The sequence below is a fragment of the Kitasatospora sp. NPDC059817 genome (assembly GCF_042731835.1).
Classification (GTDB): Bacteria; Actinomycetota; Actinomycetes; order Streptomycetales; family Streptomycetaceae; genus Kitasatospora.
This window is the reverse complement of sequence record NZ_JBHWIR010000086.1, coordinates 17,076-31,281: the sequence shown is the minus strand read 5'-3', so window position 1 is coordinate 31,281 and position 14,206 is coordinate 17,076. Positions and strand designations below refer to the sequence as shown.

Genomic DNA, 14,206 nt, shown 5'->3' with positions numbered 1-14,206 from the left:
TCATCGGTGTCTACGCGACTGGTGACCAGTACGGTCGCCGCCCCGCCGCCGTGCCCGCCCCCGCTCCGTCCTTGATCGGCCCGGGTGCACCCGGGCGCGGGCGGGCCGGGTGCGGCGGCTATCTTGATGGGTCACGGACATCCGGAGGAGTGGGCGATGGGGATGGGGATGGCTGGTCGGAGGGTGGCTGCCGCGGTGGCGGCCGGGGTGCTGACGGGGGTGCTGGCCGGGTGCTCGGCGGGTTCTGCGGGGAGTTCCCCGGCGGGCTCGGACGCGGCCAAGGGTGCGGCGGGGGCGGCGAGTGCGGTGGCGAGTGCGACGGGTCCGGCGGGTGGTGAGACCGGTGCAGGGGCTTCGGTCTCCGCCTCGGCTTCCGCGCCTGCCGCCGCGACGGGGGCGGGTGCGGCTGCGGGCTCGGCCTCGGCGCCGCCGCCTGCGACCGGAAGCGGTGGCGCCGGGGCCTCTGCTCCGCCGGCCGGGGCGGCGACGCCCGGGGCGGACCTGGAGGCGGTGCTGCTGGACGACAAGCTCGTCGGGCAGGTGCTGCCGGACGCGAAGGCGATGGCGGGCTGGGAGGAGGAGAAGCGCAAGGTCGACACCATCGACCACGCCACCACCTGCACCGCGTCGGTGCCGTGCACCGGCAAGCCGCTCAGCGGTTCCGTCCGGTTCTCCTCGGGGGATGTGGTCGCCCGCTTCATCGTCGAGACGCTGCCGAACCGCGACGCCGCCAAGGGCAAGCTCAAGGAGTCCTACGCCTCCTACGGAGCCGGGCCGTTCCGCAAGGTCGACTCCCCGGTGCTGGGCAGCGAGAGCCAGGCCTTCCAGGGCCAGCTGGGCGAGAGCGAGGGCATCGGCATCGTGCTGCGCTCGGGCACCGTCGTCGCCAGCGTGACCACCGAGGGCGGGCCGGCCGACGTGGCTGCCGCCCGGCGGTTCGGGGTGATGCTGGTCAAGCGGATCGAGCAGGCCCAGGCGGGCAGGACCCCGGACGCCGGGCTCGGACTGGCCTGACGGCCGCCGCGTACGCGAAGCGAAGCGAAGCCCCGGGCCGAGGAGGCGCCGGGGCCCGCTGCGTTTCGGCGTCGGACCGGACAGCGCCGCCGCCTGTTCGACGTGTCCTCACCCCGTTCGACGTGCCCGCGTTCCGGCCGTCAGCCCCGGTCGTCCGCCCCGGTCGGCGGGCCGTGGGGCGGTCCCCGCACGTGCCGGACCGGGACCGCCCCTGGGCTGGGGAAACGGATGTCGGTCGGCCGTGATATCTACTCATCTGGGGTGGCCGTCGTGCGGCCATGCGAAAGATGCCGATGATGTTCGAGGGGGCCACACATGCCGCTGTTCCGACGCCGCTCCGGCGAGGAGGCCGCGCAGAGCGGGGCGGGCTGGCTTGGGAGGGTGCGGCGGGCCGTCGGGTCCGCGCCCGTGGCGGCCGTTGCGGCGCCGCGGCTGGATCCGGCGCTCGGGGACGAGTCGCTGCGCCTGATGCTCGGCCAGGCCGCCGCCGGTGACTGGGCGGCCCTGGGCCCCGCGCTGGCCGCCGTCGGGGACGGCGCCGATCTGACCGGGCGGGTCGGTGCGATCGCGGAGGTGCCCCGGGTCGAGGAGTGGACGGCCCGGGCCCTCGCCGACCGGCCCGAGGACGCGCTGGCGCTGCTGCTGTCCGGTGCCCGGCACGTCACCTGGGCCTGGGAGGCCCGGACGGGCGCCCGGGCGAAGCACGTGTCCGAGAAGCAGTGGCAGGTGTTCCACGAGCGGTTGGACATCGCCGAGGAGCAGCTGCTGGAGGTCGCCGAGCGCGAGCCGTCCTGGCTCGCCCCCTGGTACTTCCTGCAGATCAGCGCCCGCGGTGCCTCGCTCCCGGCGGAGGTCGCGACCTGCCGCTTCGAGGCCGCCGTGCGCCGTGCTCCCGGGCATCCGGCCTCGCACCGCCAGCGCCTCCAGCAGCTGTGCGCCAAGTGGGGCGGCTCGCACGAGGAGATGCACGCCTTCGCCCGTTCCTCGATGCTCGCGGCGCCGGAGGGCAGCCAGCTCGGCGAGCTGGTGGTGCTGGCGCACCTGGAGCGCTGGCTGGACCTCCCGGACGGTGAGGACCGCGCCTACCTGGCCAGTGCGGAGGTGGTGGCCGACTTGCAGGAGGCGGCCTTCCGCTCCGTGCTGCACCCGGACTTCACGCCGGTGCGTGGCTGGCAGGGTTCCTTCAACGCCTTCGCGATGGCCTTCTCGCTGGCCGGCCAGCGCAAGACGGCGCGCCTGCTGTTCGAGGCCTTGGACGGCGCCGTCACCGAGTCGCCCTGGCACTTCCTGTCCGGTGATCCGCTCAAGGCGTTCGCCTCCCACCGGGACCGCTGCGCGTACTGACGCCCCCGGCCCGTCCAGAACCTCCATCACCCGCCCCGCGATCGAAAGAGCCCCCGGTGTCCCCATCCGAGAACCCGACGCCCGACAACGCGGCGAGCGCGCACACCTTCCAGGTGGACCTGCGCGGCCTGGTGGACCTGCTCTCCCACCACCTCTACTCCAGCCCGCGGGTGTACCTGCGCGAGTTGCTGCAGAACGCGGTGGACGCGATCTCCGCCCGCCGCGCCCTCGATCCGCAGGCGCCGGCCCGGATCGTCGTGCGCGCCGACGACGAGCTGAGCGTCACCGACACCGGCGTCGGCCTGACCGAGGCGGACGTCCACACCTTCCTCGCCACCATCGGCCGCAGTTCGAAGCGCGACGCCGACGGCCGGCTGGACGGCACCGGGCTGGCCCAGGCCCGCGGCGACTTCATCGGCCAGTTCGGCATCGGCCTGCTGGCCTGCTTCGTGGTCGCCGACGAGATCACCGTGGTGACCCGCTCCGCCGCCACGCCGGACGCGCCGGTGATCGAGTGGCGCGGCGGCTCCGACGGCCGCTACACGATCCGCACCCTGCCCGCCGCGGCCAAGCCGGAGCCGGGCACCACCGTGACGCTGGTCCCGCGCGCCGACGCCGTCGAGTGGACGCGGTCGGGCCGTGTCCTCGCGCTGGCCCGGGACTTCGGCAGCCTGCTGCGCCACGACGTCACGGTGGTGGACGCGAACGGCACCGAGCACCGGGTGAACCGCACCCCGCCGTGGGCCGAGCGACACGGCTCGCCGCTGGCCCGGCGCGACGCGCTGACCGAGTACTGCCGCGCCGCCTTCGACTTCGCCCCGCTCGACACCATCGACCTGGACCTGCCGCTGGTCGGCCTGCGCGGCGTCGCCTACGTGCTGCCGGACGCGGCCCCGCCGTCCCGCCGTTCGGGCCACCGGGTGCACCTCAAGGGCATGCTGCTGTCCGACCAGGCCGACGAGCTGCTGCCGGACTGGGCGTTCTTCGTCCGCTGCGTGGTGGACACCGACGGCCTGCGCCCGACGGCCTCCCGCGAGGGCCTGTACGCGGACGAGACGCTGGCCGCCGTCCGTGACGCGCTGGGCGTCCGGATCCGCGACTGGCTGACCGGCCTGTCCGCGAGCGATCCGGCGCTGCTGCACCGCTTCCTGTCCGTGCACCACCTGGCCGTCAAGGAACTCGCCCGTTACGACGACGAGTTGCTACGGATGATGCTGCCGTGGCTGCCGTTCGAGACCACCGACGGCAACGTCACCCTGGACGAGTTCACCCGCAGCCACCCGGTGGTGCTGGTGACCCGCACCGTCGAGGAGTTCCGCCAGGTCGCCCCGATCGCCGGCGCCGCCGGCCTCGGCGTGGTCAACGGCGGCTACACCTACGACCGCGACCTGGTGCACCGGCTGCCCGAGATCCGCCCCGGCGTCTCGGTCTCCGACCTCGACCCGGGCACCGTCACCGCGCACCTGGACACCGTCGACCCGGCCGCCGAGCTCGCCGCGAACGCCTTCCTCGCCGTCGCCCGCGAGGTGGTCGGCCGCTTCGACTGCGACGTCGCCCTGCGCAGCTTCCACCCGACCAACGCGCCCGCGCTGCTGCTGGACAACCGGGAGGCCCGGCACGAGCGCAGCCGCGCCCAGCTCGCCGAGGAGGCCGACGGCCTGTGGGCGGACATCCTGGGCTCGCTGCGCGCCGAGGCGCCCCGCGCCCAGCTGGTGCTCAACCACCTCAACCCGCTGGTGCGCCGCGCCGCGACGGTCACCAACCGCGAGCTGGCCGTCACCGCCGTCGAGGCGCTGTACGGGCAGGCCGTGCTGATGACCCGCCGCCCGCTCAAGGCCAGCGAGAGCGCCCTGCTCAACCGCTCGTTCATCAGCCTGCTCGACCACGCCATGCTCGGCCACGAGTCGGCCGGCCCGGACCGCACCGACCCGAAGGAGGCCTGATGCTGGACACCCCCGATGCGGTGATGGCCGCGCTGCGCGAGAACGACGCCCGCCCGTACGGCCGCCAGCGGACCGTCGCGGCCGAGGAACTCGTCGACGCCGCCGAGCAGTTCGACGACACCGGGGCGCGCTCGATGGCCCTGCTGGAGCTGATGGAGGCGTACGAGTACGACGGCGAGCGCGGCAAGAGCCCGGTCGTCTTCGCCCGCCTCCTCAAGCTGTGGGACGCCGACCCGGACGGCTTCGGCGAGTGGGCCCGCCAGCAGGTGTTCTGGCGCTTCAAGTGGGTGGCCGGCGCGCTCCTGGGCAACCCGGACGTGCCGCTGCCGGCCCTGCGGCGCTGGCACACCGAACTGCGCGACCGCTACCGGGCGGCCGGCTTCGACCTCCAGCCGTACTACGCCCAGCGCTACCACCTGGCCGCGCAGACCGGCAGCGGCCGCCAGGACGCCTACGAGCTGTGGACGGCCCGCCCGCGCTCCGAGCTGAGCGACTGCCACGCCTGCGAGACCCGGGCGCGCGCCGAGCACTTCGCGGACGCCGGCGACGACGCCCGGGCGCTGGACGTCCTGCAGCCGGTCCTCGACGGCCGGAGCAGCTGCGAGCAGGAGCCCGCCCTCAGCCAGGCCGCCGCCCTGCTCCCGCTGCTGCGCCGGGGCCGGCTGGACGAGGCCCGCTCCAGCCACCTGACCGGTTACCGCGCCGCGCGCGGCAAGGCCTCGATGGCGCACGCCGTCGGCCGGCACGTCGAGTTCTGCGCGCTGTCCGGCAACGAGCCGCGCGGCCTGGAACTGCTCGCCGAGAACCGCGACCTGTTCGCGGTGGCCGGCGAGCCGTCCGCGCTGCTGTCCTTCCTCACCGGCGTCGAGGTGCTGCTCGCCGTCCTGGCCCGGGGCGGCCACGGTGGGCTCGCCGTCAGCGGCCCGCCCGGCACCTCCTGGACGGCGGACACCCTGCTCGCCCATGTGCGCGCCGAGGCCGACGCGCTCGCCGCCCGCTTCGACGCCCGCAACGGCACCGACGCGGTCGGCGCCGACCGGCGCGCCCGGCTGGCCCGCGAGCCGCTGCTGGCCGAGCCGCTGGCCCTCGGCGTGCGCGCCGCCGCCGCGCCCGAGCTGGCCGCCGCCCCGGCCCTCGCGCCCGCACCGCGCCGGGCCGTCGAGCCGGAGCCGGAGGACTTCACCGCCCTGGTGGTCCGGGCCCGCGAGCTGGAGCTCGTCGGGCACCCGGACGCCGACCGGCTCTGGCGGCGGATCGCCGAACGCGCCGCCGCCGACGGCTTCGCCCACCCCGAGGGCACCGCGGTCGGCAGCCCCGGGCGGCTGCGCGCCGAACTCGCCGAGCAGCGGGCCCACCAGGCGCTGGAGCGGGACGAGCACGCCGACGGCCGGGCCGGGCTGCTGGCCGCCGCCGAGCTGTTCGAGCAGGCCGGGCTGCCCGGCCAGGCCCTGATGGCCCGGGCCCGCGCGCTGATCGTGGAACTCGGCGACGTCGAGGGCGCGGTGGCCGACTGGCCGGCGCTCGACGAGGTGCTGCGCCGGGCCGAGGAGCTGCGGGCCGCCGGCACGATGGCCGACGACGACCACCTGATCGTGTGGCAGGTCCGCGCCTACGCGGCCCACCACGACCTGGTCGAGGCGCTGCCCGAGCCGCCCGCCGAGGCCGTCGAGCGCTTCGAGGCGGCGGCCGGCGGCTACCACCGCACCGCCGTGGAGCTGGGCTCCGCCCGCCGCGCGGCCACCTCCCGCCAGTACCTGGCCGACGCGGCCGCCCGGCAGGGCCGGCTGGCCGAGGCCACCGCCGAACTGCGCGAGGTGCTCGCCCAGTTGGACGCGGCCGAACTGCCCTGGCACACCCCGCGGGTGCTCGGCCTGCTGGGCCAGGTGCTGTTGCAGGGCGGCGAACCCGCCGAGGCCGTCGAGGTGTTCCACCGGGCGCTCGCCGAGGCCGCCCGCTGGGGCGACGACTCCTACCCGTACGCGCCCACCTATCTGATGCTCGGCCACGCGGCCATGGGGGCCGGGGACCGCGGCGGCGCGGTCCGGGCGCTCACCGAGGCGGCCGCGCGCTTCGACCGCAAGGGCCGGGAGGCGGCCGAGGACGCCGCGCAGGCCCGTCTCCAGCTGGCCGACGTGCTGCGTGCCGCCGACCGCACGGCCGACGCCGTCGCGGTGCTGGAGTCGGTGCTGCTGGACGCCGCCGCGTCGGAGCTGGACGTTCGGATGCTCGCGCAGGCCCGGCTGGACCTCGCCCGGGGCCTCACCGAACTGGACGAGCACCGGGACGCCGCCGAGGAGTACCTGCGGCTGGCCGACGTCGTCGCCGGCTGGGAGGAGCAGGACACCCATACCATGGTCGCCTGCGAGGCCGCGCTGGCGCTGGCCCGGGCGGACCGCTGGGAGGCCGCGAAGGCCGCCCTCGACCGCGCCCTCGCGGCCCACGCCCAGGCCCCCCAGGTGGACCAACTGGCCGCGACGCTACGCGAGTTCGCCCGGCTGACCATGCACGCCGAGGGCCCGGAGGGGCTGGCGTCGGCGCTGGCCCGGCTGGCCGAGGCGGACGCCGTCGGGGAGCACGCCGGGCAGGCCGGTCAGGAGTACAACCCCTGGTACCTGCGCGGCGGTTCGCACTACGAGCGGGCGCGCTGCCTGGCCATGGCCGAGCGCCACGAGGAGGCGCTGGCCGAGGTCGAGCGGGCGATCGCGGTCTACGAGGGCGGCGACGAGCGGGCCGGGACGTCCCGGGCCGAGGCCGTCCGACTGGCCGCGCTGATCGAGGGCGCCGACCTCGGCCGTACCGGGGCGGCCGTCGCCCGGCTGACCGCGGGCATCGCCCGCTGCGAGGCCGCCGGCCTCCCGGAGGCGGCGCAGGTGCTGGCCGAACTGCGGGAGCGGTTCACGGCCGCGGACTGACCACGGCCGCGAACTGGCCTGCCGGGGGCCCGGGGTGCGCAGATCCCCGGGCCCCGGGCCCCGGGCCCCGGGCGTCGGCCCGTCGACCTGTCAGCCCGTCAGCCCGTGTCAGCAGGGGCCGTCGTCGCCCCAGACGCCCCACTGGCCGCTGGCGCTCGGCACCTCGTTCAGCGTCCACCACTTGGCGTGGTACTCGTGGCCGCCGTACGAGACCTTGCTGCCGCTGGTGTACGTGGTGCTCGCGCTCCACGCCGGGTCGGCGCAGGCCCCGGGGGTGGTCGGGGGAGTCGTCGGCGGCGTGGTGGGCGGGGTGGTCGGAGGCGTGGTCGGCGAGGTGGTGGGCGGCGTCGCCCCGGCGAACTTCACGGTGTACTTGGTGAAGTCCCAGTCGTTCTGCGCCACGCTGGAGCAGGAGCCGGACAGCCCCGGGTCCACCGGGCCCGTGCACTGCCGGTCCCGGTTGACCGACCAGTAGGTGTACCGGGCCAGGTTGTGCGCGGTGGCGAAGTCCAGCACGGCCTGGAAGTCCGCCTGCCGGAAGTACTCGGCGGCGTCGGTGCGGCCGTTCATCATCGACACGCCCTCGTGGGCGTAGGCCGTCGCCTCGGACCAGCCGAAGGTGGTCTGGAGGATCTGGTTGAACTTCACCAGCGCGTCGGTCTGCGCGGCCGCGCCGTTGAACCCGCCGTCGAACGGCATGATCGAGTAGTTGTTCGGCGTGAAGCCCTGCGACTTGGCCTCGTTCAGCATCTGGGTGCCGAACCAGCCCGTCCCCGCGTTGGTCCCGGCGGTGGTGATCGAGATGTAGAGGCCGGGGTTGTTCTGCTGGAGGATCCGGGCGGCGCCGATCTCGTTGTGGATCGCCGCGGTGTTCTCGTACTCCGGCTCCTCCAGGTCGAAGTCGATCGCCTTCAACTGGTACTTGGTGATCACCTTCTGGTACCCGGCGGCGGTCGCCTCCGGCGTGCCGCAGACCTGGCCGAGCTTGGTGCCGCCGTACCCGCCGACCGACACCGAGACGTCCCCGCCCTTGCCGCGGATGGTCTGGATGACGCCGGGCATGGTGGTGTCGGTGTCGATCGAGGAGGTGCCGCCCCAGGCCGGTGAACAGCTGCTGCCCTGGGCCAGGATGAACGCCAGCTGGAAGGCCTTCTGTCCGGTGGCGTCCATCACCGCCGCGGCGTCCGGCGGGCTGTTGTCCTCGGGCATCAGGTAGGGCGCCGAGGCGTACCAGTTGCTGCCGAGGCCGGTCGTGGTGTCGGCGGCGGCGGAGCCGGTGTTCGCGAGCGCGGCGACACCGCCGGCGACCAGGCCGAGCACCCCGGCCACGGCGGCGGCGACCCGGCGCGGGCGGCGGCGCGGGTTCCGGGGGGCGGGGTGTGGGGGAAGTGTGCGTTCCATCGAGGGCCTTTCCAGGCGGGACGGCAGTGGGGGAGGGGCTGCTCACGCCGGAGGTGGGGGTGGCGCGCAGACCGAACGGGCCTTCGGCAGGGGGTAGTTGCCGAAGGCTGTCACTGGTATAGACCTGTCGAGGAAGGGTGGTCAACCCCAAAATGGTCAAGCCGGGGCCCGGCGCCGGCGGTGGGCCGGGCGCCGAACGGGCTCCCCGTCAGGCGCGCGCCGCCACGCGGACCCCGCTGCCCGCTCCCCGCGCGGCGTCACCCGCCCCCTGCGCGGCACCCACCGCCGCCAGCAGCCCGCCGACCGCCGGCGACCACGGGCGGCTGGTCGGCCCGGTGAGCGTGAGCGTGCGGTGGACGGCCGGCCGGATCGGGACGAGCACGCAGTCGGCCGGGAGCATGGTCAGCGCCAGCGCGGGCATCACCGAGACCCCGACGCCCGCGTGCACCATGCCGATGAGCGTGTTGAGGTCGCGGATGCGGTGCCGGGGGGTGAAGCGGGTGCCGGCCCGGCGGAAGGCCTCCCGGATCTGGCGTTCACAGCCGCCCTCGGAGAGCAGGAAGTCGTCGTCCTCCAGGTCGGCGACGTGGATGGCCTCCTGTCCGGCGAGCGGGTGGTCGCCGCGCAGCAGCGCGTGCATGGAGTCGGCCCCGAGCGCGACCGCCCCGGGCGGGAGCGGCCCGGGGTCGACCAGGACGGCGGCGTCGACGGTGCCCGCCTCCAGCCAGGTGGCGAGCTCGTCGTCCTCGCCCTCGAAGACCCGGACGGTGACCTGCGGGTAGGCGGCCTTCCAGTCCCGGAGCAGCCCGGGGAGCAGCGCCTGGCAGACGGTGGTCGGCGCGGCCAGCCGCACGGTGCCGACGGGGCCGCCGGAGTGCCGGGTGGCGATGGCGCGCACGGCGGCGGCGGAGGCGACGGCGGTGCGGGCGTGCGGGAGGATCTGCTCGCCCAGGGGAGTGGGCCGGGCCGGGGTGCCGCGCAGTAGGACGGGCGCGCCGAGGGTCCGCTCCAGCGCGGCGACGGCGTGCGAGACGGCGGACTGGCTGATGCCCAGTTCGTCGGCGGCCGCGCCGAACCCCCCGGTGTCGGCGACCGCGACCAGCGCCCTGAGCTGGGCCAGGTTGACCTCCGACGCCATGAGACTTCCTCATCTATCCGGCACTGCCACTTGTTGGACTCATGCTCTGCCGCCGGGCCACCCTCTGTCCAGACGGGATCCCAGACGGGACCCCAGGCGGGATCCCAGACGGGACCCCAGGCGGGACCTGCGGCGGGACCCGAGACTGGACCCTGGACGGGGCCGGGACGGAACCCGACACGGAACCAACGGACGAAGATGGAGGTGGTCCGGGTGCGGCGCTGGTTGCCGGGCTTCGTGGCGCTGTCGGCGATCTGGGGCGCGAGCTTCGCGCTGATCAAGGTGGCGGTGGAGGCGGGGGTGCCGCCGCTGTGGGTGGCGCTGTGGCGCTGCGCGCTCGGGGCGGTCACGCTGTGGACGATCCTCGTGCTGCGCCACGAGCGCGTCCCCCGCGACCGCGCGCTCTGGGGGCACTCCGCCGTGGTCGCGGTGCTCCTCAACACCGTGCCGTTCACGCTGTTCTCGTTCGGCGAGACCCGGGTCAGCTCCGTCCTCGCCGGGGTGATGAACGCGACCACCCCGCTGTTCACCCTGCTGTTCACCGTCCTCACCGTCGCCGAGGAGCGCCGCCCCGGCGCCCGCCGGCTCTCCGGACTCGCCCTCGGCTTCGTCGGCGTGCTCACCGTGCTCGGGGTCTGGCGCGGCATCGGCTCCGGCGAGGCCGCCGGCGGCCTCGCCTGCCTGGCCGCCGCCTGCTGCTACGGCGCGGGCTTCGCCTATCTGCGCCGCTTCCTCTCCGGCCGGCCGGAGTCGGTGGTCACCCTCTCCGCCGTCCAGATCGCCTGCGCCACCGCCGAGTTGGCCGCCATCGCGCCGTTCGCCGCGGGCGCCCCGCACTGGCCGGGGGCGGGCGCGGCCGGCGCCCTGCTGGTGCTGGGCGCGGTCGGCACCGGCCTCGCGTACCTGCTCAACCTCGGGCTGGTCCGCACGGCCGGTACCGCGGTGGCCTCCGCCGTCACCTACGTCATGCCGCTGTGGTCCACGGCCCTCGGCGCGGCCTTCCTCGCCGAACCCGTCGGCTGGAACGCCCTGGCCGGCGGCGTCCTGGTGATCGCCGCCGTCGCCCTGACCCGCCCCCGGCCCGCACCCCGCCCGGCCGGCTCCGCCGCCGCCACGCCTGACGCCCCGAGGCCTGGTCAGAGGGTTCGTTAGAGTGACCGGGTGAACGAGGAGGAGCAGCAGCCGACGGCCGTCTGGGCCGCGCTGCGAGCCCACCCGCTGCGCTTCCCCGTCACCCCGTGGGTGCCGCGCTGCTGGGCCTACCTGCTCGGCGGCGCGCTGCTGGGCCCGCTGCTGCTGGCCGCCCTGGCGGTGCTGCTGGTGCTCGGGCTGGGTCTGTCCGTGGTCGGGGTCGGACTGCCGGTCCTCCTCGCACTGGCCCTCGCGGGCATCCCCGCTGCCGCCCTCGAACGCCGACGGCTGCGGCTGGTCGAACCGGCACCGCTGCCCGACCCGCACCGCCCGCTGCCCGGCGCCGGCCGCCGCGCGAGGCTGCGGACCCGCCTGCGCGAGCGCGCCACCTGGCGCGAGCTGGCCCACACCGCGCTCACCGCCACGGCCCTCGCCGCCGCCGCGCTCGGCTTCAGCGCCGCGCTGCTGTTCTGCGCCGCCCTGGTCGCTTCCCCGGTGATCGTCTGGGCGCTGGCTCCCGAAACCGTCATGATCATCCCCGGCCGGGCGGTGCCCGGGCCGCTCGCCGCCCTGCCGTTCAGCGCCGCCGGGCTCGCCGGACTCCTCCTCTGCGCCTACGCCGGCGCCCTGCTGACCACCGCCCAGGTCGCCCTCGCCCGCCTCCTGCTCGGGCCCCGCGAGGAGGACAGCGGCCGACAGGTCCTCGAACTCACCCGCTCCCGGGCCCGGCTCGCCGACGCCTTCGAAGCCGAACGCCGCCGCATCGAACGCGACCTGCACGACGGCGCCCAACAGCAGCTCGTCGCGCTCAGCATGACCCTCGGCCTCGCCGACCACGCGCTGCGCGACGGCAGCGCCCAGTCCGGCGACCGGGCGACCGCCCTGGTCGCCCGGGCGCGCGGCGAAGCCCGGCAGGCCCTGGAACAACTGCGCGGCCTGGTCCGCGGCATCCACCCCCAGGTGCTCACCGACCACGGCCTCGCCGCCGCCGTCGCCGAGGTCGCGCTGCGCCACCCCATCCCGGTCCGGTCCGACTTCGACCTCCCCGGCCGGCTGCCCGCCCCCGTCGAGACCACCGCCTACTTCACCGTCACCGAAGCGCTCACCAACGCCGCCAAGCACAGCGGCGCCGCCGCGATCACCGTCAGCGGGCGCATCGCCGACGGCCGTCTGGTGCTCCAGGTGACCGACGACGGCCACGGCGGGGCGGACCCGGCCGCCGGGGCCGGCCTGCGCGGACTCGCCGACCGGGTGGCACTCCTGAAAGGACGGCTCATGGTGACCAGCCCGACGGGCGGCCCGACCACGCTGCGGCTGGAGGTCCCGTGCTCCGGATCGTGATCGCGGAGGACGCCGTCCTGCTGCGCGCCGGACTCGTCGAACTCCTCACCCTCGGCGGCCACCGGGTGACCGCCGCCGTCGGCGACGCCCGCGCCCTCGCCGCCGCCGTCGACACCGAACGGCCCGACGCCGTCATCACCGACGTCAGGATGCCGCCCGACTTCTCCGACGAGGGCCTGCGCGCCGCCCTCGACCTGCGCGAACGCCACCCGGGCCTGCCCGTCCTGGTGCTCTCCCAGTACGTCGCCACCCCGTACGCGACCCGCCTGCTCGCCGCCGCCGGTGCCCAACCCGCCGGCCTCGGCTACCTCCTGAAGGACCGCGTCGGCGACGTCGCCGACTTCCTCGACGCCCTGCGCCGGGTCGCCGCCGGCGAGACCGTCATCGACCCCGACGTGGTCCGCGTCCTGCTGCGCCAGCAGTCCGCCGACCGCCCCCTCACCCGGCTGACCCCCCGCGAACGCGAAGTCCTCGCCCTCATGGCCGAGGGCCTCAACAACCAGGCGATCGCCACCCGGCTGACCATCACCGAGGCCTCGGTGGTCAAACACTGCGGCAACATCTTCATGAAGCTCGACCTCGACCCCACCGAAGGCAACCGCCGCGTCCTCGCCGTCCTCGCCCACCTCCGGGCGGCGTAGGGCGGCGTAGGGCGGCGTAGGGCGCGCCCGACACCGGGCCGGCGTCGGCGGCTCAGCGCAGACCGAGACAGGGCAGCCAGGCCCGGGAGGCGTCGTGGCCCGCGGTGAGCAGGGCGCACAGCGGGCCGGCCGCGCCCCCGAGCAGGCCCATCCCCTCCGCGCCCAGGGCCTCCACCTCGGGCAGGCGGGCCCTCAGGTGGGCGAGCAGGCGGGCCCTCAGCGCGGCCGCGGCGGGCAGGCCGGCATGGTGGGCGAAGGCGTCGGCCACCGCCAGCACGCCCGAGGCGCCGTGGCACAGGGCCAGCAGGTCGCTCGCGCGGTCGCCGAAGAGGTGGAACCGCTCGTCGTACCGTTCGGCGAGCGTGCCGAAGGCCGCTGCGGCCCAGGCCGCCGTCTCCCGGTCGCCCGTGGCGTCGGCCGCGTCCCACAGCGCCCAGGACACTCCGGGGGTGCCGTAGCACCAGGCCTGGCGGGCGCGCGCTCCGGCGGGCGGCGGGCCGTCGAGCCCGGCGCCGTCCCAGCTGCGGATGGAGCGGGCGTCGTCGAAGGACTGCCGCATCAGCCACCCGGTCGCGCGGCGCAGGGCGGGCGTCAGACCGGGGTGCGGTCCGAGGTGGCGTACGGCTGCGGTGAGTGCGGCGACGACTCCTGCGGCGCCGTGGCCCGTGCCGGTGTTGATCCGGCCGTCGAGCCAGCCCAGGTACGGGTGGCCGGCGTACTGCCCCGTCCGCAGCCGGGGCAGCTCGTCGGCGTCGCACAGCCGGGCCAGGTGGTCGGCGTACGGGCCGAGTTGGGCCGGTGCCGGGCGGGCGCCCGTGGTCAGGGCGAGCAGGGTGCCGGAGGGGCCGACGATGAGGTCGTAGTCCGGGAAGGCGACCTGCTCGCACCGCCAGTCGAGGGCCGGCGCGGTGCGGACCAGGTGGTCGCGGAGCCGGTCGGCGGCCCGGTGCAAGTCCGGGTGGACCAGGGCTCCCAGGCGCAGGCCCGCCAGCGTTCCGGCCAGTCCGCCGTCGTACAGCCCGCAGTGGCCCGGCCCCTGGCCGGCGGTGCGGGCCCACACCGCCACGGCACGGGCCGCGGACCGTTCGCCCTCCGGCCCTCCGCAGGCGTGCAGCAGGGACGCCAGGACGGGGATGCCCGGATCGGAGGGGTGCTCGGCGCCCGCCGGGCTCTCGCGGGGCCGGGCGGACCAGGCGTCGAGGAGCCGGACGGCGAGTCCGGTGACGGCGGTGCCGGTGCTCTCGGTGCTCTCGGTGCTCTCGGTGTTCGCGGCGTTCGCGGTGTGCTGCGGCACGGTGGCTCCTCGGGAACGACGGGTCGGCACTCCGCCCGGTCTGGAGG

General features: G+C 75.9%; 10 protein-coding genes. 7 read left to right on the top strand and 3 right to left on the bottom strand.

Annotated features, from left to right (window positions below; translation table 11 throughout):
* Positions 1 to 510: 510 nt before the first annotated feature.
* From ACFV61_RS19720 to ACFV61_RS19705, 4 genes are all read left to right on the top strand, one after another.
* Positions 511 to 1,014 (top strand): hypothetical protein, encoded by a 504-nt coding sequence (locus ACFV61_RS19720; protein ID WP_380487250.1) that lies wholly within the window; start codon positions 511 to 513, stop codon positions 1,012 to 1,014.
* A 315-nt stretch (positions 1,015 to 1,329) separates the two neighbouring features.
* The gene (locus ACFV61_RS19715) at positions 1,330 to 2,358 is read left to right on the top strand and encodes a hypothetical protein (protein ID WP_380430574.1); all 1,029 of its coding nucleotides are present in this window, start codon (positions 1,330 to 1,332) and stop codon (positions 2,356 to 2,358) included.
* A gap of 56 nt (positions 2,359 to 2,414) precedes the next feature.
* The gene (locus tag ACFV61_RS19710) at positions 2,415 to 4,301 is read left to right on the top strand and encodes an HSP90 family protein (protein WP_380430572.1); all 1,887 of its coding nucleotides are present in this window, start codon (positions 2,415 to 2,417) and stop codon (positions 4,299 to 4,301) included.
* On the top strand, positions 4,301 to 7,213 hold the full coding sequence (locus ACFV61_RS19705; RefSeq protein ID WP_380492944.1) for a hypothetical protein: 2,913 nt from the start codon (positions 4,301 to 4,303) through the stop codon (positions 7,211 to 7,213). The genes ACFV61_RS19710 and ACFV61_RS19705 overlap by 1 nt, the downstream gene beginning before the upstream one ends.
* Positions 7,214 to 7,321: 108 nt before the next feature.
* On the opposite strand, the gene ACFV61_RS19700 is transcribed toward ACFV61_RS19705, so the two are convergent.
* Together ACFV61_RS19700 and ACFV61_RS19695 are read right to left on the bottom strand one after the other, a co-directional pair.
* Positions 7,322 to 8,614: a carbohydrate-binding protein gene (locus ACFV61_RS19700; RefSeq protein ID WP_380492942.1), complete on the bottom strand. Its 1,293-nt coding sequence runs from the start codon at positions 8,612 to 8,614 to the stop codon at positions 7,322 to 7,324.
* Positions 8,615 to 8,822: 208 nt separating this feature from the next.
* Positions 8,823 to 9,752 (bottom strand): LysR family transcriptional regulator, encoded by a 930-nt coding sequence (locus ACFV61_RS19695; protein ID WP_380492940.1) that lies wholly within the window; start codon positions 9,750 to 9,752, stop codon positions 8,823 to 8,825.
* Positions 9,753 to 9,965: 213 nt separating this feature from the next.
* Between ACFV61_RS19695 and ACFV61_RS19690 the strand changes: the two genes are divergently transcribed.
* The 3 genes from ACFV61_RS19690 to ACFV61_RS19680 are packed head-to-tail and all read left to right on the top strand — an operon-like array spanning position 9,966 to position 12,865.
* Positions 9,966 to 10,904 (top strand): DMT family transporter, encoded by a 939-nt coding sequence (locus ACFV61_RS19690; RefSeq protein ID WP_380378916.1) that lies wholly within the window; start codon positions 9,966 to 9,968, stop codon positions 10,902 to 10,904.
* Between the two features lie 9 nt (positions 10,905 to 10,913).
* Positions 10,914 to 12,224, top strand: a complete 1,311-nt coding sequence (locus ACFV61_RS19685) for a sensor domain-containing protein (RefSeq protein ID WP_380378914.1) — start codon at positions 10,914 to 10,916, stop codon at positions 12,222 to 12,224.
* Complete coding sequence (locus ACFV61_RS19680) at positions 12,209 to 12,865, top strand: response regulator (RefSeq protein WP_380430783.1); 657 nt, start codon at positions 12,209 to 12,211, stop codon at positions 12,863 to 12,865. The genes ACFV61_RS19685 and ACFV61_RS19680 overlap by 16 nt, the downstream gene beginning before the upstream one ends.
* 52 nt (positions 12,866 to 12,917) lie before the next feature.
* Here ACFV61_RS19680 and ACFV61_RS19675 read toward each other — a convergent pair whose 3' ends face one another.
* Positions 12,918 to 14,159: a lanthionine synthetase LanC family protein gene (locus tag ACFV61_RS19675; protein ID WP_380492938.1), complete on the bottom strand. Its 1,242-nt coding sequence runs from the start codon at positions 14,157 to 14,159 to the stop codon at positions 12,918 to 12,920.
* Positions 14,160 to 14,206 lie beyond the last annotated feature (47 nt).

Bases quoted from the DNA above. Each gene is read 5' to 3' on its own strand.
- ACFV61_RS19715 (WP_380430574.1), top strand. From the start codon at position 1,330: ATGCCGCTGTTCCGACGCCGCTCCGGCGAGGAGGCCGCGCAGAGCGGG.
- ACFV61_RS19705 (WP_380492944.1), top strand. From the start codon at position 4,301: ATGCTGGACACCCCCGATGCGGTGATGGCCGCGCTGCGCGAGAACGAC.
- ACFV61_RS19700 (WP_380492942.1), bottom strand. From the start codon at position 8,614: ATGGAACGCACACTTCCCCCACACCCCGCCCCCCGGAACCCGCGCCGC.
- ACFV61_RS19695 (WP_380492940.1), bottom strand. From the start codon at position 9,752: ATGGCGTCGGAGGTCAACCTGGCCCAGCTCAGGGCGCTGGTCGCGGTC.